Source organism: Butyricimonas sp. DFI.6.44 (genome assembly GCF_022132345.1).
Classification (GTDB): domain Bacteria; phylum Bacteroidota; class Bacteroidia; order Bacteroidales; family Marinifilaceae; genus Butyricimonas; species Butyricimonas muris.
Genome location: NZ_JAKNJD010000011.1, coordinates 157,557 through 181,028, shown reverse-complemented (window position 1 = coordinate 181,028; position 23,472 = coordinate 157,557). Strand labels below are relative to the sequence as shown.

Here is a 23,472-nt window from a genome sequence, read left to right as displayed (position 1 = left end):
TTACGCCTCGATTAAAGTATCGACAATCACTTTCGCGGCATGTCCGTCACCGTACAGGGGGGTAGAAAAGTCAGGGTGCGGTTGCTCCCGGTAGGCTTGGATAATTCTGTCGTATGAATTTCTCGCCAAGGTATTGTAACCGTGGTCGACGAGTTCAGTCCATTCCGTTTCGTTCCGGAGCGTGATACAATATTTCCGGAAGAAGAAAGCCTCTTTTTGTAAGCCCCCGCTATCCGTCATGACGAGCGAGCATTTGTCCAGCAAGTGAATCATTTCAAGGTATCCCACGGGGTCGATGAAACGAATGGGGGAGAGTCGGGTATTATAGCCGGAAGCCTCCAGTTTTGCCCGGGTACGGGGATGAAGGGGGAGAAGGACGTCTTGCTCCCGTGAAATCGTTTCCAGTGCCCGGATAATTTCCGACAAGTATTCGGGAGTATCCGTGTTTTCAGCCCGGTGCAGGGTGGCGAGTACGAAATCCCGCTTCAGTTCGATTTGTGGCGGACGGCTGTATTGCCGATAGAAGAGGGCGGCGTCCAGCATGACATCTCCCGATAGCACGACACGGGAGTCGAAATGGTCGAAGCCTTCGTTTTTCAGGTTGCGGATAGCCGTTTCCGTCGGGCAGAAAAGGATATCGGAAACGCGGTCTGTCAGAATCCGGTTGATTTCTTCCGGCATGGTCATGTTGAATGAACGCAACCCGGCTTCCACGTGTGCCACCCGGATATGTAATTTCTTCGCGGCAAGAGCCCCGGCGAGGGTGGAGTTCGTGTCCCCGTACACAAGCACCCAGTCCGGTTTCTTGTCCAGAAGTACTTTTTCGATTTCTTCAAGCATCTTACCGGTCATGGCGCCGTGACTCAGGCTGTTGATATTGAGGTTGTAACCGGGAGCGGGAATCCGCATTTCCTCGAAAAACAAATCACTCATATTGGGGTCGAAGTGTTGCCCCGTGTGTATGATGGTTTCGTGAATATCGTCGCGAGTGCTGATTTCCCTGCTGACTACTGCCGCTTTCACGAATTGAGGTCTTGCCCCTACGATGGTGATAATGTTCATGGAACGGGTATTATTGATTAAAAAACGCGTGTATTTGTTGTATGATATATTCTTGAACCTCCGGTTTCATTTCCGTGTGGATGGGCAGGGATAGTACCTCTTCGCTCAGTTGCTCCGACACGGGGTACGAGCCTTTCCCTTGTCCTTCGCGGAGGTAGGCTTGTTGCAGGTGTAAAGGAACCGGGTAATATATCATGCTCGGGATGCCTTGGGATTGCAGGAAAGTCTTCAGTTCATCCCTGCGTTTGTCCGCCACTCGTATCGTGTACTGGTGGAACGCGTGCGTGCTATTGGCTGCTCGGGCGGGAAGTATAATGCCTTTGACGGAAGCCAGTCCCTCGTCGTATTTGTCGGCAACCCGGTTACGGGCGGCAGTGTATTCGCGGAGATAACGTAATTTCACGTCGAGAATGGCGGCTTGTAGCGTGTCTAACCGGGAATTGCAACCCACGATATCGTGGTGGTATTTAATCTTTTGCCCGTGATTGGCAATCATGCGGGCACGTTCTGCCAGTCGGGCGTCCCGGATAAATAAGGCTCCGCCGTCCCCGTAGCATCCCAAGTTCTTGGACGGGAAAAATGAAGTGGTGCCGATATCGCCGATACACCCGGATTTCAGTTTCCGTCCGTCGCTGAAAGTGTACTCCGCCCCGATGGATTGCGCGGCATCCTCCACCACGGAGAGGTTGTGGCGTTTGGCAATTTCCATCAAAGGCTCCATGTCGGCACATTGACCGTACAGGTGAACGGGTACGATGGCTTTCGTGCGGGGGGTGATTTTTTCTTCAATCCGGGTAACGTCTATCGTAAAGCGGTCTGCCACACAATCCGCAAACACGGGTACTAAATGCAGTAAGGCAATCACTTCCGCCGTTGCCACGTAGGTATGCACGGGCACAATCACTTCGTCACCCGGTTGTAAGCCTAAGGTCATCAAGGCAATTTGCAGGGCATCGGTTCCGTTCGCGCAAGTTATCGCGTGCTCCACTTGATTGTATTCCGCGAGGTGTTGTTCAAATTGTTTAACTTGCGGTCCGTTGATAAATGCCGCAGAGTCGAGGACTTCCTGTATGGCGTGGTTTATCTCTTCCCGAATACGTTCGTATTGCCCGTGAAGGTCTACCATGGCTATATTCATGATGGAATATTTTATATTATTATTCTGTAATCTTTTCTACAATACCGTTTTGCAAGCGATACCGTTGTTTGCTTTCGGGACATTCGGCGATGCCGTCTTTGTCGAAATGCAGCCTATGCCCGTATTCGCTCATCCATCCCAGTTGGCGTGCCGGATTCCCGACCAGCAAGGCGTAAGCGGGGACGGTTTTGGTCACGACAGCCCCGGCGCCGATAAAGGCGTAAGCCCCGATGTCATGCCCGCAGACGATGGTTGCGTTTGCCCCGATTGTCGCACCTTTACCCACGTGCGTCCGTGCGTACTGGCTTTTGCGGTTCACGGCACTCCGCGGGTTCGTTACATTCGTGAACACGCAGGAAGGACCCAAAAATACGTCGTCATCGCAGGTCACGCCCGTGTAGACCGATACGTTGTTTTGTACTTTCACTTGATTTCCCAGAATGACGTCGGGAGAGATTACTACATTCTGTCCGATATTACAGTTTTCCCCGATGCGGCAATTGCTCATGATATGTGAGAAATGCCATATTTTAGTTCCTTTTCCTATGATTGCGCCTTCGTCAATGACGGCTGTTTCGTGTGCGAAATATTCTTCCATGTCGTATTTATTTTTCAAAACAAAAATAGCGCTTTTTTTGACAAAAGAAAACCGCCCGGTGTATCGGACGGTTTTCTTGGTTTGTGGTTTAGGCTATTAGTAAAATTTATATCTGGCATCGGTAACTCCTGCTTTCTTAATCAAGGCGGGAAGAGTCTGATAATAAATTTTGGTCATGTTCATTTGTAGTGCTGAATTCTTTGCAGCCTCGATTTGTTCGGGGGTAGCCGTTTCAACGGTTTTGGAATTAACTACTACTACATATACTCCTTGGTTACCGATAATCGGTTTGGAGATTTGATTTTCCTGCAAGGTCATCACTTCAGAGATTAATTTGGGTTCGATTCCGGCTCCGGGGATTTGGAAGGAACTGAAGCTGACATCCGTCGCATCCATAACTTGTGCGTTTGCCTTTTGAGCGACAGAAAGCAAACTTTCGCTACCGGAGATAGCACCGGTCAATTCTTTTGCGATGATTTCACCTTTTTTCTTTCTGATAAGTTCGGTACGAATCATGGGGGCTACACTGTTTAACGGTGCGATACCTTCTTCTTGAATGTTGGTTAACACGGCAACCGTGAATTTATCCCCTGTTTCGAAAATCGGAGATTTCTCCTTGTCCATAAGGATGAATCCCGGTTTATCCGTTAAGTAAGCCTGACGGATAATCTCTCTGGCACTTTCAATACCCGGGATAGTAGCGTCGTTTTTACCTAAATTCGCGATACGCTTGGTTTGATTGTTAGCAGTAACAGCCGCATCGAAATCGGCAAGCGTGTTGATATTGTTAGCGAAAGTACGGGCATCATTGTAGATTTTGTTGACCGTCTGTTGTGACGGGGTAATCTCTTTGGCAATGATTCCGAGTAATACTTTCTCTACCGGTTTTGTCATGTCCATTACTTGAAGAACGTGGTAACCGTAAGGAGTTTTCGTGATTTTAACTTCATTTTTCTTGGCAATAAATGCAGTGTCACTGAATGAAGGTATCATCATTTCCTGTGTAAACCATCCCAAGTCACCCCCGTTGATAGCTGAATTTTGATCCGCGGAATATTTTCTGGCAAGGTCGTCGAAGTCGCCTCCTTTACGGATTAATCCAGCCAGACTGTCCGCTAATTTCTCAGCGCGGGAAGCCTCCATCGTTTGGGTTGAAATCAAGATATGGCGGGCTTTTACAGAGTCGGGCATTACTTTACGGTCGGCTACGCGTGCAATATTGTACGCGTTGTCTTGCAAGTAAGGTCCGTACACGCCGTTACCTTTTTCAGTGAAAAGAAATTCATCCAATTCTTCATTCCCGATTTCTCCTTTTTTGTAGTATTTGGGTTGGAATCTTTTTTCGGATGAAAGATTAGCGAATTCAATCACGTTACTTGCATTGGTAAATTCCGGAATGGACTCTTTTACCCATTCTTCTGTTTCTTGAATATCTTCGGCTGAAGCGGAAACGTCAAAGTTCACGTAAACGATTTGCCGCATTTCCTGTTGTTCGAACAGGTATTTGTGTGAATTGTAATAATCTTTTATTTCGTTGTTCGTCACGCTTACGGCTGAATCGCTTACCGTGTTATAACTCTTCGAGATGAAGCTGATGTCAACAGTCGTTAAAGCATTCTCGGCGTATTCTTTTGCAATCTCGTTCGGGATAAACATACCTTTCATTAACAATGAATTGTATTTCTCTTGCTTGCGGGCTGCTTCTACCTGATCTTCCATGTTCAACCAATATTGTTTGCTTGCTTGAGCTTGCATATTATTGGCGGGAGCGTTCAAAATCATTTGTATTCTTTCTCTGGCAAGATTTTTATCGAAAGCACCGGTTTGCGGATCGGTGAACAATTGTTTGATACTGGGATGCATATTTTCCCCTAAAGTGAAATCGAACAACTCATCTCCGCTGACACCTAGCCCAAGACTTTCATATTCTTTTTGCATGATGTTTTCGGACACGATCTGATTCCACGTGTTTTCGCGAATCATTCGTTGTTGCTCTTCGTTTAGAGAAGGTAAATTGTTCATTGATTTGATCGTTTCCTCGTTCTCCGCTACCTTTTGCTGATAATCCTGAATGCTGATAGCTTCTCCGGCGATCTCTCCGACTTGATTTTTAGAGCGGTTAAGAAGGCTGGCTCCAGAACTAAGCGCATCTCCAACAATGAAAGCCACAAGGGCCAAACCAATCACGATACTAACAAGTAGTCCGCCGCGATTTCTAATTTTTTGTAATGTTGCCATTTATATTAAAATTTTATGTTTTCCACACGAAATAATCTATTTTCGAGGGTACGAATATATAAAATGGATTGGTTTTATGCAAATAAATTTTATCCCCTTCTATATATTCACTTACTCACTCTTTTTACTCTTCTTTTTTGTGGTTGTTTTTTTCGTTTTTTCTGTTGTTTTTTCTGCTGTCTTCTTTGTTGTTTTTTTCGTCGTTTTCTTTTTGGTGTCGTTACCTTTCGCTATGATAGCCATGGTTTCCTCGAACGTCAATTTATCGGCCTCTTGTCCTTTCGGGATTTTATAGTTTTCTTTATTGAAAGTAATATAAGGTCCGAAACGTCCGTTAAGGATTTGAACACCATTATCAAATTCTTTGATTTTCCGGTTTCTCTCGATTTCCCGCTTTTCCTCGATACGCTCGATAGCGGTTTCCAGCGTGATTGTACCCGGCTCGTCAACTCCTTTTTTCAAAGAAACGAAGAGCTGATTATGTTTGATGTACGGTCCGAAACGACCGATACCCACGCTGACGGGTTTGTCTTCATATTCGCCTAACTGGCGAGGAAATTTAAACAAATCAAGAGCTTCTTCCAGCGTGATGGTTTCCATTAATTGCCCTTTAAGCAGCCCGGCATACCGTACATTTTCACCCTCGCCGATTTGAGCCATAGGTCCGAAACGTCCGATACGAACGCTCACCGTTTCACCCGTTTGAGGTTCCGTTCCCAGTATGCGTTCTCCCCTGTTACGCTCCGACTCTTTCAGCGTTTTCTCCACGTTCGCGTGAAAAGGACGGTAGAAAGAGCCGATCATGGATTGCCATTCGATTTCTCCTTCAGCGATATGATCGAGTGCGGTTTCTGCTTTGGCAGTGAAATTGTAATCCATGATGTTGGTAAAATACTGGGACAGGAAATCAGTAACGACCATCCCGATATCCGAGGGGAAAAGTTTCTTCTTTTCTGCCCCGAAAGTCTTCTTGATCTTGTTTATTTTGATATTTTGTCCTTTTAAATCGATTTGGTCCAGTTCCCGGTCAACCCCGTCCCGGCTTTCCCGGAGAATATAGCCTCTGTTTTGAATCGTGGTAATTGTCGGCGCGTAGGTAGAAGGACGCCCGATACCCAAGGTCTCCATTTTTTTCACGAGGCTTGCCTCCGTATAACGGGGCGGGTGCAGCGTGTATTGTTCCTGTGCCTGCACAAGCGAGCGTTCCAGTTGGTCGCCCTTGCGAATGGCGGGTAGTAATGCTGCCTCGTCTTCTTCTTTCTCGTCATCGAACGATTCCATGTAAACTTTCAAGAAACCGTCGAAGATGATGACTTCTCCCTCTGCCTCGAATTTATATTTTTGTCCTGAAATGGCAATGGTTACGGTAGTTTTTTCCAGTTCCGCATCTGCCATTTGGGATGCCAGTGTCCGTTTACGGATCAAGGCGTAAAGTTGCTGCTCGTTACGATCCCCGCTAATGGATTCTTTGTCCATGTAAGTCGGGCGGATAGCCTCGTGGGCTTCCTGTGCCCCTTTGGTTTTGGTTGCGTAATTCCGTGGCTTGGAATATTTTTCTCCAAGGGCATTCGTGATCACTGCTTTGGCTGCACCGATAGCCAGTTGGGACAGGTTCACGGAGTCCGTTCTCATGTAAGTGATCGATCCCTGCTCGTAAAGCTTTTGTGCCACGGACATGGTTTGGGAAACGGAGAAACCGAGTTTCCGGGATGCTTCCTGTTGTAACGTGGAAGTCGTGAAAGGCGGAGCCGGTTTACGACTGGTCGGTCTTGTAACCACATCGCTGACCGAGAAGGAGGCTTCTTTACAAGCTTCCAAGAACTTGAGTGTTTCTTCCCGCGTGGAGAAACGCTCGGATAATTCCGCTTTCAGGGGTGTGATATTCCCGTTAGCATCTTTCGTTTCGAATGTACCGATTACTTTATAGTACTTTTGTTCCTCGAAATGATTGATTTCCCGCTCTCTCTCCACGATGAGTTTTACCGCCACGGACTGAACCCGTCCGGCAGAAAGCGATGGTTTTACCTTTTTCCAGAGAACCGGAGAAACTTCAAATCCCACCAGTCGGTCGAGTACCCGACGGGCTTGTTGGGCGTTTACCAAGTTACCGTCAATATCCCGCGGGTTATTGATGGCATGCAGTATGGCATCTTTCGTGATCTCGTGAAAAACGATCCGTTTCGTGTTTTCCTTTTTTAAGCCGAGCACTTCAAACAGGTGCCAAGCGATGGCTTCTCCCTCGCGGTCCTCATCGGAAGCCAGCCACACGGTCTTGGCCTCTTTCGCGAGTTGCTTCAACTCTTTTACAATCGCTTTTTTATCGGGAGATATTTCGTATTGGGGTTGGAAATTATGTTCTATATCTATCCCTAAATCTTTTTTTTCAAGATCTCGGATATGTCCGAAGCTGGACTTTACAACATAATCTTTTCCTAAAAAACGTTCAATCGTCTTGGCTTTCGCCGGAGACTCGACAATTACTAAATTTTCAATCATACACGATTCTCTTTTACTTTTCGCTTCCCTCGGAAGCAGAGTTATCGCTTTTTCAAGCAGTTCGTCCTAAAATTAGGGTGCAAACTTACGTAAAACAATTGAAAATGAAAAACGGTTGACAATTATAAATGAAAAAGAGGAGGTATAAAGTTCATAAAGTTTGTAAGGTTCATAAGGTTTATGGTCCCTGCGGGTGCTTTGTCTGCGGCAGTATGAACTGCCGTTAAGTTTTGCCCGAAAGACATCCATTACTTTATAAACTTTATGAACCTTATAAACCTTATGAACTCTTATAGATATTTATTCGCGATTTTTTTCCAGCGGGCTTTTTGTGCGTCAGTGCCTCGGGTGGTAAGTTGCGATAAATAGTAATTTAATAACCGTTTGTCTGCTTTTACTTTTGGCATCTCTTTCTCGCAAGTAGCCAGAAAACGATCGACATTGCCATCCTTTACCGCTCTACCGATAGCCACAAGCCCGAGCAATGATTTCTCGTTGCTTAGTTTCAAACTTTTCACTTCTTTCGTGATCTCGTCAAATCGGGTTGCTTTGATTGTCTGGCCTTTCGTGGCAAGGATTTCCATGAGTTCTTGTTGTAAATCTTTGCTCAGTCTTGTATCAACAACTTCTTTTCCTGTTGTAGCGTTGAATTTTGCCCGGTTGGCCAACAGGAATTTCTCCGCGTCGGAACCTTTTGGGCTAAGTTCTTTTCTGTCAAAGATGAACCAATAGTCGGGAGATACTTTCTCTTCGTCACTCAAGGTTACAAACAATTCATTTGCCACGTCTTTCGCTGCCGGATCATACAGGTCGAGTAATGTTTGGGTGTAAGAAGCCAGAAATGCTTTGTCCCGGTTTCCTTCATTGTATTTGGTGATGGAAGTTCCGAGAGCTTTTTCATCATCGAAAGATTCTTCTACCCGCTTGATAAATTCTTCACCTTCACCGCCGCCTACAAGTTTGTGGCGGATACTTCCGTCCGGGTTCACGATGACAAAAGTCGGGTAGGCTCTGACACCGAATTTCTTGCCTAATTCCGGACCTTCACCTTTCTCTATGTCATATTTCACGCAAATGAAATTCTTGTTGAAGAAATCACCCACGTTCTCTTGTGTGAATACCTTGTTTGCCATGTATTGGCAGGGACCGCACCAGCTGGTGTAGCAGTCGATAAAGAGCCTCTTCCGTTGTTGTTTCGCTTTCGCCAAGGCTTGCTCATAAGTCAATTCTTGGAAGTATATTCCCGTGTGAGCGGCAATTCTGAAATCCTCGAAAATTGTTTCCAAATCTGCTTTTTCTCTTCCGGGAGCGGCATTTTCTATGAATTTATTTCCTAAAATAGCTATACGTTCCAATTGCTCTTTTGTCGCTTTGGATTTGATTGCATAGAGGGCTGACATGACAGAAAAAATGTCAGCGTTTGTTTTTTTTCGGGAAATCACCGAAATGACTTTTTCCACGTCTTTGTTCAAAGTTGCTTCGATTAAATCTACTTTATTTATTAATCTATCTTGCTTTTCTAGCCCGAGGTTTAGTAATTCTTGACGGATTTTGGTCAATTGAACTTGGGGTTCTTTTGCTCCCCAACGTGTACAATTATCAATGGCTTTGTTATAATTATTATATAGGTATGCGTCTACTTTATCTTTACCTACATTTTTTTGAAACGGTCAACGTTAGCCACGACAAATTTGAAGTTAGAGGAACCATAGCCGTCATTTTCGATAATTGTCCAATATTTTTTTTGCAATTTGTCCTTGTCTTTTAAAACAGTCGCCAATTCTTCAGCTACGTTTGCACTTTTCTCTTTTTCGTCGGCAGTAAGTAGGGCAATTTGGTAATCTATCAATTGTTTTTTGTTCATTTTCTTTTTTTCGTGTAACTTCGTTAAGTAACTCAAAGAAGTTTTTTCGTGTAGCCCCTTTTCGACACGGGGAATAAAATCTTCCAACTCCCCGCCTCCGACAATCTTGTGTTGAATGTTTCCGTCTGGGTGAATGATGAGGAAAGTCGGGTAGGCTTTGACTTCGAATCTTTTTGCCAATGTTGGTCCTTCGCCTTTTCCCATGTCAAATTTCACACATATAAATTTCGGGTTAAAATATACGCCGGCTTTTTCTTGTGTGAAAACTTTTTCGCTCATGTATTTACAAGGTCCGCATCCGATGATGTAGCAATCCATGAAGATGAGCTTATTCTCCGCTTTAGCTTTCGCCAAGGCTTCGTCGAATGTAAGATGCTCGAAGTTCACCCCCTGTCCGAAAACAGTAAAGCTGAATATCAATAAGGTAATAATCGAGATAAGGCTTTTCATAATTTGAATAATAAATATGGGTAAATTTTGACGCAAGATAGGAAAGAAAAATAAGTGGTATCTTTTCTAAATTAGGTCTTAACGAATCTTTAACAATATTCAACTACTTGTCAAGGGAAGATGATTAGAAAAAGGAGGGTGTGTCAAACACACCCTCTCGTTGATTCGTTTTGTCAAAACTGTGTAAGTCTAAATTAAAGCCCTTCTAAAGCATCGAGGAATTTAACGGTTTCCGGGTCAGAGGGACGGCTCATTTTTGCATTAATAACCTTGCCTTCCCGGTCAATTAGAATGAAATGTGGGATAGCCGTTATCATATATGCATCCATAAAAGCATCAGAAGTTCCGGCAAATAATTGAATGCCTTCTAATTTATCTTCTTTCACGACCTTTTCCCAAGCGCTTTTGTCTTGGTCGCACGAAACACTAACGAAACAAATATTTTTTCCGGCGTATCTTTCTTCCAGTTTTTTCAACATGGGTTGTTCCCGGCGGCAGGGACCGCACCAAGTTGCCCAATTATCGATATAGACATACTTTCCGGCAAAATCCGACAAGTGGACATCTTTCCCGTTGATGTCCTTGTAAGTAAATGAAGGAGAGGGCTGTCCCGGGGCAATTCTGCGCCATTTATCACATAATGTGTTGAAAGCCGCTATTTTTTTCGGGTCGTGAACTTTAGTTTTGTAGATAGGGGCTAATTCCTCTAACTTGCCTATTCCTTCACCTGCAACGTGGTCGGAAATGATGTAGTCTACCATGAATTCTGCGACAGCCGGATTCTTGAAATGCTGGCAAACGTAATTCAATTGCTCTTTGATATACAAGAAATCTTCGAATTCCGGCATATTGTTAATAGAGATATAGGATACCATCTTTTTCATGTATTCTTGGTAAACTCCCATTCCCAGCATATCTTCATCTTCGGTAAAAACTTCGGCCAGTTTATTGAAATAGGCATCGGGATATTGGTATTCGAAATTTTCGATAGCATAAAGATGCGCGGAACGGTATTCCAGCAGGCTACTGAAAACGGAGTACTTTAATCTCTTTTTTTCAAGATTGTTAAAGTAGTTATCAAATCCTTGGGCATCCAGATTTTTGTAAAGTTTTTCTAGCTGTTTATCCAAAGAAGCGGCGAATTCGGTTTCGCTTAATTTGTAATCGGGGGTAAAACTAAAGTCCGTGTTATTCAAATACTGGTTCTTTTTGGCTCCCTCCCCGGAAAAAGTCGGTACTGCTTTTCTTCCCTCCATTTTTACGGAAAGCTCGAAGCTTTTTCCCGGTTCAACGTACAATAAAACGTGTTTTTGTCCGAAAAACATAGCCCCGTAAGCCGGTTCAAACTTTTTGAGCAATGTAAATGTGGTGGAATTATTCGCGCTTAAAGCCTGTGTATAAATAGAATCCTTGGTCATCAACACTGCCTCCGGATAAAGTTGCGTATCCTCGACTTGAAAACCGACATGGGTTTCAGGTGTTGTGTTACAGGATATCAAAGCTATGAACATCATAGCTAAAATAATAAATTTGTTCATCGTGATTATTATTTAAAAATGTTTAGTCTTTCCTTGTTTTGTGCGTCTATTTGTTTTGCTTTTTGAGTGTATTCCTCGGCTTTGTTCTGGTCGCCCAGTTTCGCGTAACCTTTGGCAAGTACATTGTAACAATTGGTGACAATCCAATCGTTCCCGATTTCATTGGCTTGTTGAGCTTGGTACAGGTAGTCCAAACAGCGTTGAATTAGTTGTTTGTCTTCCAGATGCTCGATAGTGTACTCGAACCAGTTTTTAACCCATTCCAAATAAGCTGCGAGATGATGTTCCCCCAAGTAGATTAATCGATAGGCCAACTCTTCTGAATCTTGATTTAAATAACTTTCTTCGAGCCGTACGTAAGCCAAATATTCGGGGAAATTTTTCACCGGATTGTTTAATGTTACTTCCAACTCCTTAAGTTGTTTTTTCAATTCGGCTATAGTGTCTTGATTCTGTGTTTTGAAACCGGTTTTGATAATATCGCTAATCTGATAATAAGCGTTGATTGCTAATATCCATTCCAAATCGTATCGGTCGAATCCTCGTTGAGCGAATTCATCCAGATGTTTGAGTACAAATTGATATTCTTCCGTCTTGGGGTGTTGAATGTATTCGGCTCCCAGTTCCCATATTTGCGGATTTAACAAACTGTCAACGGGAAATTGTTTCACGTATGCTCGTTTGACATCGGCATATTTTTCATTTTCACCGGATTTAAGCAACAAGTCAAGATAAGTCATGACAAAATCGTAATCCCGTTTCCCGTTCAAATATTCTTTTTCCAATGTCTGCCATGTTTTCCCGTCCACTCCGTTTTGAATGGCCTCCAGAATCTCTTCGGCGGGGAATGCCCCCACGATGCGTTGCATCACGGAACCGTCCGGGCGGATTAATAATAGGGTAGGGAATGCAGAAATCAGTTCCCGGTATTTGCGAGCGAATTCCAACCCGTTAGGTTTTTCTACATCATACTTCACGCTGACGAATTTCTTGTTGACATAGTCGCCCACGTCTTTCCGCGTGAAAACTTCAGCGGCTAACTTTTTGCAAGGACCGCACCAGCTCGTGTAGCAATCCACGAAAATTAGTTTTCGTTGTTTTTTGGCGGTTTTCACCACTTCTTCCCAAGGTTCATTATCCAGAAATTTGATACCTTTTCCCGCTTCTTGAGCGTACACCACAATCGTGGCAACCAGCCATACGCTTAACAGTAAAATTTTTTTCATACAATTAGAACTATTTTCAATGTTGATAAAATCTTTATTTCTTGCTTTCCAATTTTTGATTGGCTAGAGTGATGACTTCGTCGAAGCCCTCTTGCACCCAGCTTGATTTCGAACTGATTTCTTTCATGTATTCGGCGATATTGATACAGCGCTTTAAACGGGCTTCGCTATTTAAATTTCGAGCCAGATATTTTAGCATATCGGAAAGGAAAAGGTCACGATTAGCGAAACCGCATTCGACCAGTACGCACAATCTTTCGTATAATTGATTCGTGTCATTCTTTATCTTGCTTTCGACAATAGAGAGTTCGGCAAGTGATTCGGGAAATCCTTTCACCGGCTTTTTCAATAGTGTTCGCAGGTAATCGATTTTTTCTTGTAATTTGGCAAGTGAATCCTCGCTATGTTTTTGATTGGAAACAAGAAAAATAGAATTTACGGCAAATCCCATCTCTTCGCTTAACTTGCTTTCCAATTGGTAGCGATTCACGAGTCCCTTGCTATCCAAGTCGTCGATATGTTCCACCGCGAAGCGGAATTCCGGACTGAAAGGCGTTTGTATCACGAACTTCCCCACGATATTCCAGATATCTTTGTTAAGCAGACTGTCAATAGGGAAGCGGGAGGCATATTCCCGTGCCACCTTTTCGTACTCTTTTCGTTCGCTGGCTGTTTCCAATAAATGTAAGAACTTTTGGATAAAACTCCATTCCCGATTTCCTCTGTCGTACTCTTTTCTCAGGTTGTAAATGGTGTTCCCTTGCAATCCTTCTTCGATGGCGGCGATTAATTCATCCGCAGGACGACTCCCCGATACTTTATGAATGACTTCGCCTTGTGCGGTTAGAATCAGCATTGTCGGGAAAACCTTAATCTCTTTTTCGTATTGTTTCCCTACCGCTAATCCCTCTCCTTTTTCCACGTCGTATTTGGCATTGACGAAACGTTTGTTCAAATATTCCCCCACTTTTTCTTGGGGGAATACTTCTGTGGCTAATTGTTTGCAAGGACCACACCAACTCGTGTAGCAATCCACGAAAATCAATTTATTTTCCCGTTGCGCCCGTTGCAGTACCTCCTGCCATGGACGGTTATCCATGAACTGGGTACCACTTTGGGCGAAAGTCACGAGTGAAAAAAATAAAATGGATACAATTGTATAAACTCTTTTCATATTCTAATCTTATTTAACATCACGAACCAAACGTACACTTAAACCTTTTGCTGTCATCATAGAGAAACGCCGGATATCGGAACGATTGTAAGAAATCATGCGAGTCCATGCATATCCTGACGTGCGGGAATCTAGGGTTGATGTCCAATAAATGCCATCAACCATGAAATTGCGTACCCCTGAGCCTCCGGTAGTGTAATAATATCCGCTACAAGTCAATCCCAGACCGCTGCCCGTGTTACCCTGCATCATCAGTTGTCCCTCGAAATCACCTCGCCATTCTTCCGCATCGCAATCTTGTTGGGACATACCCAAATGGTGTTCCAATGCCTTCCAGTCCTCGTCTGTCGGTAAACGCCATTCCTCGACAGCTAATGAATTTGCACCTTCAAACGTGTACACGTAACCGTATTTTGATAAATTCTCTTCCGTTATGTATTTCTCGTCTTTGAAAAAGGTGCCGGTAGCGGTTTCCGTTCTCATGTTTTCGCATAACCAATCCTGTTTTCCGTAACGAACCCAGTGATACGTGATTCCGTCTTGGGGATTTACCCATGTTCCTTCCGCTTCGGGGTGAATGACGGGAACTTCTTTTTCGTCATTGTCATCCGAACAGGCATACCCCAGTACGCATATGATTGATAAAACTAAAATCATGTATTTCATAATAGAATCTTTTTGAATTAATAAACCTTTACCCCGAGATTTTCAAATATCTTCACCAAAGCCTCTTTTTTCAAGTGAACTAATGGATATTTCTCCTTGTCGTATTTCTCGTTGAACTCCTCTCCCGTCAACTTGAATATCTCCATCACGTATGCTAACAGGTCGTTTTTTTTCGAGTAAAAACTGCGTCCGAAGTCATACCTGAAGGTTTCCAGAAATCCGACTTCCAATGGCGTATCGTCGTAATCCGGATATTTGCCGTATGTATCTTGGGAATATTGGTAGAAAGAGTCATACTCGCTATCTGCTATTTGCGTGTGATTTTTAGCCATGATAATAGACATAATAGCTCTTTTGTAAGCATTGCGAGCGGCTTCGTCCATTTGGTAATAATTATTGTAAGCCACTAAAGTTGCGTTATATCCCGTGTAAGCGGCTCTTTCCGTTTCGGGACCGTAGTCGTCACTCCACATGGATTCCTCTCTGACAAAGAATTGGTCTACCATGAAGAACGTGTATGGATAGAGTGCAGGAATGAGTCTGGGCAGAATTTCTTCTTTCGCGAACTTTGCCGCCAACTCTTTGTCTTGAATATTTTTCAAATATGTATGTCGTAATAAAATGTTTTCGCTGTACCCCGTTATTTGGTATTTTAAATCAAGTACCACGCATTCCGGCTCTGAACTACCGGGTGTTGTGAGTGCGCGATAATATAAGGAATCATTGAAAATCAGATAGCACGTCGTGTTTTCGTAAAAATCCCTTCGGATTTTCATCTCTTCTTCCGAGGAGAAATCCGGCATGTCAAACATATTTCGGTCCACGTTGGAAGGTGTAACATCCTCATCTTTGGAGCAACACCATAATGCGCACGTGAGAACTAAAAGTAATATAGTATGTTTCATATTTTTATTATTTTATCTGTTTATACTCGCGTTCGTTTCTTGGATTATCGGGCATTCCGTAATTCGACTCCAGCTCAGCATCGGGTATCGGTAACACCCAAGCTCCGTCATGTGGCTCCAAGGTATAGACTCTATGGAGTGAAGTTTCGTATTGCTCCGAGGTGTAGTTATATTTGAATAACGCGTACGTGTTGGTTAATGTTTTCTCTTCCGGGTACAATTCGTTTACCATGTAACGGCGTAAATCAAACCAGCGGTGTCCTTCAAAACATAATTCTCGCCGGCGTTCCAAGCGGATAGCTTCCACCAAAGCTTTGCCCGTCAGGGAATGCTCCTCCGTGTAGTTGGGGAAACGGTGTTTTCTTAGCGTGTTGTACGCGTTTTGTGCTTCTGTCGTGTACTCGTTACCCAAACAGGCTGCCGCTTCCGCCAAGTTCAAGTAAGCTTCCGCCGTGCGTAAAATGAAATTGTCCGATATCTCGCGAATCCCGTATGTCGTGAAGACTTTCGTGTATTTGTATACTCCTTCTTCCACGGCTCCGAAGAAAAATTGTTTGCGTAAATCATTTTCGGAATAGCATTTCATTAAATCATCCGATGCAGAAAAATTGCCTGCTTTTTGGGTTAAATTGTACCCGATATAATTGCTTCCCATCGTGAAAATTAATTCCGGGGATGATTGATTCAAAAACATCTCTCCTTGGAAGCCATTTAAATCAGTTAAGTTAGATTGTTCTTCGAGGCAGGCTTTTGCCCATTTTACGGCTTCTGTGTAATTTTGCATGTAGAGGTAAACCCGGCTTAACATGAGGCATGTAGCCTGATGGCTTGTTCGGGTAACCGATTTCCGTGGGATTCCTTTTAGATAATTTTCGGCTTCCAGTAAATCTTTCACCACTTGTTCATAAGTTTTCTCTACGGTAGCTCGGGTATACACCTTATCCTCGATATATTCGGTTAATTTTAAAGGAACAGCCAAGTCCGTTTGGGCAGTGGCGGTGGAATAGGGTTTGCCGTACAAATTCGCTAAAATGAAATAGTAAGCACCCCGCAAGAAATGGGCTTCCCCTTTGATTCGATTTACATTTTGCTGGTCGTTAGTCGTTTCGACCTTTTGGTTATCGATTTGCGACAAAACGGTATTGGCAATATTGATATGTTTGTATAGATTATTCCAATCTTGGTTTTCAGTCCAAGTGGAAGTTCCTTCATGGTCTTTACTCACCTCTCGTTGCCATGTGTAGAACCCGTAGAACAGTCTTAAAGTTTCATCGCCGTACCAATCATCGAACTCGCCTGAGGTGCGTACTTCGGTTTCATCAGCCATAAAGTGAATGTACGGGTAGTAGGTATCTTTAGCCGAGCTGGTGTACTTGTTGGATTTAGTACACTTCATATATCCGGACCCTAGAAGCAGTTCGTCTAAATCTGTGTATGATTGTACATATGCCTGGTCGTGAGAATATTCTGTTAAAAAACTGTCACAAGCGAAACAAGTGCAGCATAATATTCCGATTAGAGAAGAAAATTTATATCTTTTCATGTGTGTTGTAATTTAAAATGAAACATACAATCCGAAAGAAAATGTCGGACGTTCGGACAACTGTATCGTGGTAAATCCGCCTTGTGTAGGTGTCTGCCCTTTCAATTTTGAGGAACAGAAAATAAACGGATTATTCGTTGACAGCGATAGTTCCAAGCGTTGTAATTTCCATTTCGAAATCAACTCGTTCGGGAATGAATAAGTTAAAGTCATGGTGGTACATTTCAAATAATCTGCACTTACCACCCGGAGATTGCTGTAATTATACATATTCCATGCAGAACCGCCGAAAGTAGGCAATAGGTCGCCATATGAGGACCAGTGCACGTCGTAGTCGGAAGTTCCGCCATTCATAATCACCGGGATGTCGGTGTACATTTCATCTCCCGGGCGTTGCCAACGGTCAAGGAAATCTCGATTCACGTTTTGTTCCGGACCGAAATCTTGATTGTCGAATAGTTTGAACAAGCGGGTTTTGGCACCGAGGCTATAAGCCAATGTCATATTCAACCTGAAATTCTTGTAAGTGAATGTATTATTGAGACTACCTGAAAATTTGGGTTCTCGAGAACCGGATGCTTCCAGTATGGTAGTAAATATATCGTGTTTACTTTTACCGTACAGGCGTTCGGGATTTTCTTTATAATCGTAGAACAGGGGACCTCCGTCTAGCGGGCTTAATCCTTTGAAACGATACGAGAAAAATGTATTTACCGGATTCCCTTTGGTGATAACGGTACCGTCCAAGAAGTGGTCCACGTTAAATTCATCCGTCGAGGGTTTAGTTTCTACCCGGTTGAACGTTTTGGAAATAGAGGTAGAAAGCGACCAGCGGAAATCTTGCGTTTGAACGGGAACACCGGTCAGTGACACATTATATCCCCGGTTTAGAACTTCCCCGCTATTCACCGTGTAAGAATCAATACCGTTTACACCGGAAATCTTTTTTGAAAGAAAAGCGTCTTTCGTTTTTTTATGATAGAAATCAGAACTAACCATCAAACGGCGGTTCAGAATGGAGAACTCAATTCCCGCGTTTAATGAACTGGTGCGTTCCCATTTCAAATTCGGGTTCGGGTATATGGAAACTTCCGAGAGTAATTCGTGATAATACTCGTCCATCGGCAACTTCTTGATAATCATCTCCGGGGACTGTCCGTCTTGCATATTTCCTTGGTACCCGTAGGAAAATTTCAAATGCAAAAAGTCGAAGAAATCAGTAACTTGGAATTGTTCCAGCGGGTTGTAGGACAGGGATGCCGACCACACGGGTAATAACTTGTCGTTACTCTGTGAACCGAAACGGTTGGAACCGTCATAGCGGGCATTGGCATTCAAGGTAATCCAATTTTGATAGGAATAAGAGATGCTCGCGTAAGCCGCCACGAGGTTGGTTAAATTATCCGTCAACGTGGGACGGTTATTCAGTAGCCAAGCGTCGAATTTCGGGTAATCACCTTGATTGAAAGTGGCAAACTGCATTCCCCGGTCGGGATAATAACCTCGATTGACGATGTCCGTACCGACATATTTGGAAGAACTGGCTTCGAAACCGAATGATGCGTTAATATTGTGTTGCTCGTCTTGTCCGAAATATTTGTTAGCGTCAAGTTGGAAACGAATCGTGTAATTTTCATTTCGTGTCGTTTGTTGTTTTAACTCGCCACCCGCGGGCAACTCACTCTCTGCGGCGTCAAATTCTTCCCCGAGTTCGCCATGTCGCAGTTGGGCGGCGTAAAAAGTTTCGGCACCCCAGTAAGACGTGATATCCGTGTTGGAGATAGAGTAAGCGAAAATACCGTTAAGCTTTAACCAAGAAAGCGGGCTGTATAACAGATTGGCTTGAAACTGTAACGAGGAACCTTCTTGGCTGCATCCGCTATTTTCCAATTCATTTAAAATATTGAATTTGTAAAGATTCGAGCCCGAGTATTTTTTGTAATAAAATAAAGTCCCGTCTTCATTTCGAAAAGGAATAGCCCGGCTAGTGTTATAAGCATAGTCAATGGGAGCTAAATCATTTTGGTAATATTTTCGGGTACTTTTATTACCGTCAATTCCTAGCGAGAGAGAAACGCGGTCTGAAAAATGAATATCCAGATTCAATTTTGCCGTATAACGGTCGTTGCGGTTAAATTCAATCACGTCATTATCATCCGTGTAACCGATGGAAGCGTAGTAGCGGATTAATTCGGAACCCCCGCTTAGGCTCACGGTATGTTGCGAGGAAAAAGCGTCATTCCCCAGCACGGAAAACCAGTCTGTATTCAAGGCTTCCAAATCTGAAACTTGCTTGACAAACTCGTCATATGATATTTGTTTTGCGTACAATTGGGCGTATAGATATTCGTAACCCACTAGGCTCACGCGATTAGAGAAATTGTAATTGCTATTCAATAAGTCCCGGGAAAATTGCACCCGCTCTTTGGAGGTCATCACGTCAATGTGTCGGTCGCTGTAACGGGGGCGGAATTTTAATGTTCCCGTCATGTTGTAACTCACCATCGGGGCACCGAGATGTCCTCTCTTGGTTGTGATAACAATCACTCCATTAGCCGCTTTCGTCCCGTAGAGAGCGGTTGCCGAGGCATCTTTCAGAACATCGATACGTTCGATATCCTGCGGGTTTAACCCGGAGATAGCATTACCGATACGATTAATATAGTCGGGGTTGTTCAACTCTTCGGGAGATATATTTACCGGGTCTTGTTGCACGATTCCGTCAATCACCCAAAGCGGTTCCCGGTTTCCAATCAGGGTAGAGGTACCTCGAATACGCAATTTCGGAGCCACCCCGATTTCTCCCGAGTTGGTCATGGAAACCAAGTCCGGAATTTGACCTTCCAGCATCTGGTCGATAGAGGTAACCCCGGGGCGCATAATATCTGCCGCTTTTACCGAAGTGATAGCACTTGTGTTTTTTCGTTTGTCTACTACTTGGTAACCCGTGATAACCACTTCATCAATGGTTTGGGTATCCTCCTCGAGGGTGATTGTCATCGCTTTATTGGGAGTCGCGACAGCTTCTTTGGTTTTCATTCCCACGAAAGAGAATACAAGTGTTATTTTCTCTTGTTCCTTCACGTTCAAGGTGAACCCACCTTGCGCATCAGTGGAAACACCGATAGCAGTTCCCTTGATTACAACGGTAACTCCCGGTAGGGGAACACCTTGCACGTCTTTTACCGTACCGGTCAGTTTTACTGTTTTGTTCTCTTTTTCAGGTGCTTTGCTGATAACGAAAGTCCCGTTGACCTCTTTGTAAACGAGCGAAGTTTTAGCCAATAATTGCGAGAGTACATCTGTAAGTTCCTTTTCTACAAAATTTGTGTCCTCGCATTTAATCTGCTTCGTGTAATCGGCATCGTACAGGATACGTACCCCCGTTTGGTTCTTCAATTGTAATAGGACCGTGTAAAGGTCCATGTTCTTGACCTCTAGGGTGACTTTTTGTGAGAAAACTTCTGTATAAGAACAGAATAGCATTAAAAACAATAATGAAAACTTCATTTTTGAAAGAAAAATTTTCATCCAATGCGGCTTCTTCCGCGTATTAAATGGATTTTTTTTCATAATTTCGAAAACTAATTGGTTATACTATTAATTAGGCGAGAGAAGTTCCGTGTTCGGCGCCAACCAGAACGGGACTTTTCTTCGTTTATCTTGATTTCCTTACAATTATCGTGTGTCCATAAATGTCAAATTTTATACCTGTTCCTGTTTCAAAAACTTCTAAGAAAGACTTTATATCCGAGTATTTCTCGATTGTTCCTGAGAAATGCCGTCCTTTTAAATCCTCCGAGCCAAAACGTATTTCAACATCATACCATCGTGACAGCGTGCGCATGATGTCTTCCAGTGTTTCATCCTCGAAGCAGAATAAATTATCCTTCCACGCCGTGTATATGCGGGTGTCCACCATGGTAACGGAAATACTGTCGGCTGCCGTGTTGTAAACCAGATGTTGGGAAGGAGTCAACGACACGGAATCCCCGTTTGCTGCCTTGAACCGGACTGCGCCCGTCACGAGGGTGACTTCCACGACCGAATTCTCGTAATCGGACGTGCAGAACTCCGTGCCTAACACCGTGACCTCACCTTTATCCAATCTCACGATAAAAGGAGAGTCCGGGTTCCGGGTAACATCGAAATAAACTTCTCCCTTGCAATATACCGTCCGGTTGTTTGCGCTGAATTGTGTGGGGAAACGTAATTCTGATTCCGAGTTTAACCAGACTTGCGTTCCGTCCGACAGGGTTAAATTGTATTCGCCCCCTCTGGGTACGCTTAGTGTGTGGTATTGTGTTTCTGTTTGGGATGGAGCAATTCCATTATTGAATATACTCAACCCGCACGAATCCACTTTAAACTCGCTATCCTTCACTTGGAACACTTTCGCCGTTTCCCGGATATCCCAGCTTGTTCCGTCGGACAGGGTTAGGGTGGCTTTCTTGTACCCTGGCTCAATCTTCTTGACGGGCTTCACTTCGGGAGATTCCTGAATCAAGAAAATAGAGAGAGAGAACAACAGCATAATACTCGCCGCGATACTCCATCGTGTCATCAAGTGGCGACGACGATATTTCCGGTGTTGCAATTCCCGGAAAGCCTTATTCGCGTCATACTTCAATACCTTCTTGGATTGTTTGGCAAGCGTGTCCCAATCCTTGTATTTGTCCGTCAGCCGCCCGGTATTTTCTTGCGAATCCCTGCCTTCCCCAAGCAGAATCTTCTTGAGCAATCTTCCGGATATACCATCTATTTCGTCCCAATGAGCCATAAATGTGCTTTTAATTTACCAATAAAACACCTGAGGTACAAAAACGGGTAACAAAAATTTCAAGAAAAATATAAAGAGAATGCATATTACATTTTCTGTTATTACATTTTTTGTAATGACAGATTACAAATCTTTAGAATAAATTCGGGAACGACGTTACGAGCAGGATGCTCCAGCATTCCCCGAGTTCTTCCCGTATGGCTGAATAAGCCCTCTTTTTTTGCATTTTGATAGCGTTCTCCGACACGTTCAGGGTTTCGGCGATTTCTTTTACTTTCATCCCGTCCATGCTCATTTTCATGATTTCCTGTTGCTGGGGAGAAAGTTGGGTAATGATGGTTCTGAATTTATGTAATATCTCTTCTTCGATAGCCGAATCGACAGCATCTTCCTCGGTCGGTTCCCCCTGCGCGGAGTCCCACAAATCCTGTCGCAACTTATTCGTGCGGGCTTTATCCCGTATCGTGTTCAACGAGCGGGTATAGACCGCTTGGTAAAGCCATCCCGTGAGCCCCCTGATATTCGAAAACGTCACGGGGGAATCCCATAGTTTGATAAGACATTCCTGCACGATATCTTCCACGAGCACTTCATCTTGAATCATTCGGGAAGCGTAATTGCACAGAGCCGGGTAGTAACTTTGGTATAATTTCTTCCACGCAATTTCCTTCTTCGCGTTTATATTCGATATGAATCCGGATTCATCATCGTGCATGGAGAAATGATTTAAAGGTTTAAATTACTTCTTCGTTGCAAAAAACTTGCGATGAAAAAGCAATAGCATTAGCACGCCTATCGTGATATACGAGTCTGCCAAGTTGAATACCGGACGGAAGAACACGAAAAACTTGTTGCCCCAGAACGGAACCCACTCGGGCAGGAAGCCCTCGTAAAGCGGAAAATAAAGCATATCGACCACTTTCCCGTGCAGGAACGAGGAATAACCTCCGCCCTTCGGGAATAAAGTAGCCACTTGAGAATAGCTGTCATTGAATATCATCCCGTAGAACATACTGTCGATGATGTTCCCCACGGCACCGCAGAAAATAAGCCCGAAAGAGAAAATTACCCCCATCGGGGCTTTCTCTTTAATCAGGTGCCGTATGTACCATGCTATACCGACAACGGCAACCATGCGAAACACGCTCAAAACGGTTTTACCCCATCTGCCGCCCCCGAGTTCCATCCCGAAGGCCATCCCGTTATTCTCTATAAAGTGAATTTTGAACCAGTCCCCGAAGACACTGAATTCATCCCCGATCATCATGTGCGTTTTAATCCAAATCTTCACGACTTGATCGATGATCAAAAGGGCGATAATAAAAATAATTAGCTTTTTCCCCGTGCTCATTCTTGTAAAATATTAAAAAAGCGACTCTCGATCGCTTGTAACGATCAAGAGTCTTGTCCCATTTTGGCGTCCATGCTCAACGTGGCGTGGGGCACGGCGCGTAATCTTTCTTTCGAGATCAACTTCCCGGTTACCCGGCAAATTCCGTATGTCTTGTTTTCCACCCGGACTAATGCGGCTTCCAGATGTGCGATAAATTTCGCCTGCCTTTGTGCTAAACGTCCGGCTTCCTCTTTCGAGAGCACGGATGCACCCTCTTCCAATACCTTGAAAGTGGGGGATGTGTCGGCAATGTCATTCCCGTCGCTTCCGGAGATCGAGGCTTTCAAAACCTCGTAATCTCTTTTCGCCTTTTCGAGTTTCTCAAGAATCAGTTCTTTGAATTCCTGCAACTCTTCATCCGAATATCTGGTCTTCTCTGACATAGTTGTAAAGTTTTTGTC

Annotated in this window: 18 protein-coding genes; all 18 read right to left on the bottom strand. The window is 43.9% G+C overall.

Annotated features, from left to right (window positions below):
• A complete protein-coding gene (gene wecB / locus L0M98_RS15940) occupies positions 1-1,062 on the bottom strand; it encodes a non-hydrolyzing UDP-N-acetylglucosamine 2-epimerase (protein WP_227216849.1) in 1,062 nt (353 codons plus the stop codon).
• A 10-nt stretch (positions 1,063-1,072) separates the two neighbouring features.
• Positions 1,073-2,200: a DegT/DnrJ/EryC1/StrS family aminotransferase gene (locus tag L0M98_RS15935; protein ID WP_227216850.1), complete on the bottom strand. Its 1,128-nt coding sequence runs from the start codon at positions 2,198-2,200 to the stop codon at positions 1,073-1,075.
• Between the two features lie 19 nt (positions 2,201-2,219).
• Positions 2,220-2,798 (bottom strand): acyltransferase, encoded by a 579-nt coding sequence (locus L0M98_RS15930; RefSeq protein WP_099291161.1) that lies wholly within the window; start codon positions 2,796-2,798, stop codon positions 2,220-2,222.
• A gap of 96 nt (positions 2,799-2,894) precedes the next feature.
• The gene (locus L0M98_RS15925) at positions 2,895-5,036 is read right to left on the bottom strand and encodes a peptidylprolyl isomerase (RefSeq protein WP_099291160.1); all 2,142 of its coding nucleotides are present in this window, start codon (positions 5,034-5,036) and stop codon (positions 2,895-2,897) included.
• Between the two features lie 111 nt (positions 5,037-5,147).
• Positions 5,148-7,532 carry a type I DNA topoisomerase gene (gene topA, locus L0M98_RS15920; RefSeq protein ID WP_227216851.1) on the bottom strand — a complete coding sequence of 795 codons (2,385 nt, stop codon included), beginning with the start codon at positions 7,530-7,532 and terminating at the stop codon, positions 5,148-5,150.
• A 290-nt stretch (positions 7,533-7,822) separates the two neighbouring features.
• Positions 7,823-9,004, bottom strand: coding sequence for a thioredoxin family protein (locus L0M98_RS15915; RefSeq protein ID WP_227216852.1), 1,182 nt, complete (start codon positions 9,002-9,004; stop codon positions 7,823-7,825).
• Positions 9,005-9,183: 179 nt separating this feature from the next.
• Positions 9,184-9,846: a thioredoxin family protein gene (locus L0M98_RS15910; RefSeq protein WP_227216853.1), complete on the bottom strand. Its 663-nt coding sequence runs from the start codon at positions 9,844-9,846 to the stop codon at positions 9,184-9,186.
• Between the two features lie 194 nt (positions 9,847-10,040).
• On the bottom strand, positions 10,041-11,384 hold the full coding sequence (locus tag L0M98_RS15905) for a TlpA family protein disulfide reductase (RefSeq protein ID WP_227216854.1): 1,344 nt from the start codon (positions 11,382-11,384) through the stop codon (positions 10,041-10,043).
• A gap of 8 nt (positions 11,385-11,392) precedes the next feature.
• Positions 11,393-12,610, bottom strand: a complete 1,218-nt coding sequence (locus tag L0M98_RS15900) for a thioredoxin family protein (RefSeq protein ID WP_227216855.1) — start codon at positions 12,608-12,610, stop codon at positions 11,393-11,395.
• A gap of 34 nt (positions 12,611-12,644) precedes the next feature.
• Positions 12,645-13,784 carry a thioredoxin family protein gene (locus L0M98_RS15895; protein ID WP_227216856.1) on the bottom strand — a complete coding sequence of 380 codons (1,140 nt, stop codon included), beginning with the start codon at positions 13,782-13,784 and terminating at the stop codon, positions 12,645-12,647.
• 9 nt (positions 13,785-13,793) lie between these two features.
• Entirely contained in the window at positions 13,794-14,450 is a 657-nt protein-coding gene (locus tag L0M98_RS15890) for a fibrobacter succinogenes major paralogous domain-containing protein (RefSeq protein ID WP_227216857.1), read from the bottom strand.
• A gap of 17 nt (positions 14,451-14,467) precedes the next feature.
• Positions 14,468-15,355: a hypothetical protein gene (locus L0M98_RS15885; RefSeq protein WP_227216858.1), complete on the bottom strand. Its 888-nt coding sequence runs from the start codon at positions 15,353-15,355 to the stop codon at positions 14,468-14,470.
• A 7-nt stretch (positions 15,356-15,362) separates the two neighbouring features.
• Positions 15,363-16,751 carry a RagB/SusD family nutrient uptake outer membrane protein gene (locus L0M98_RS15880; RefSeq protein ID WP_227216859.1) on the bottom strand — a complete coding sequence of 463 codons (1,389 nt, stop codon included), beginning with the start codon at positions 16,749-16,751 and terminating at the stop codon, positions 15,363-15,365.
• Positions 16,752-16,910: 159 nt separating this feature from the next.
• Positions 16,911-20,324 (bottom strand): SusC/RagA family TonB-linked outer membrane protein, encoded by a 3,414-nt coding sequence (locus L0M98_RS15875; RefSeq protein ID WP_227216860.1) that lies wholly within the window; start codon positions 20,322-20,324, stop codon positions 16,911-16,913.
• 232 nt (positions 20,325-20,556) lie between these two features.
• Positions 20,557-21,678: a FecR family protein gene (locus L0M98_RS15870; RefSeq protein ID WP_227216861.1), complete on the bottom strand. Its 1,122-nt coding sequence runs from the start codon at positions 21,676-21,678 to the stop codon at positions 20,557-20,559.
• 133 nt (positions 21,679-21,811) lie between these two features.
• On the bottom strand, positions 21,812-22,393 hold the full coding sequence (locus L0M98_RS15865; RefSeq protein WP_227216862.1) for an RNA polymerase sigma factor: 582 nt from the start codon (positions 22,391-22,393) through the stop codon (positions 21,812-21,814).
• A gap of 24 nt (positions 22,394-22,417) precedes the next feature.
• Positions 22,418-23,029: a lipoprotein signal peptidase gene (locus L0M98_RS15860; protein WP_227216863.1), complete on the bottom strand. Its 612-nt coding sequence runs from the start codon at positions 23,027-23,029 to the stop codon at positions 22,418-22,420.
• Positions 23,030-23,073: 44 nt separating this feature from the next.
• Complete coding sequence (locus tag L0M98_RS15855; protein ID WP_227216864.1) at positions 23,074-23,454, bottom strand: TraR/DksA family transcriptional regulator; 381 nt, start codon at positions 23,452-23,454, stop codon at positions 23,074-23,076.
• Positions 23,455-23,472 lie beyond the last annotated feature (18 nt).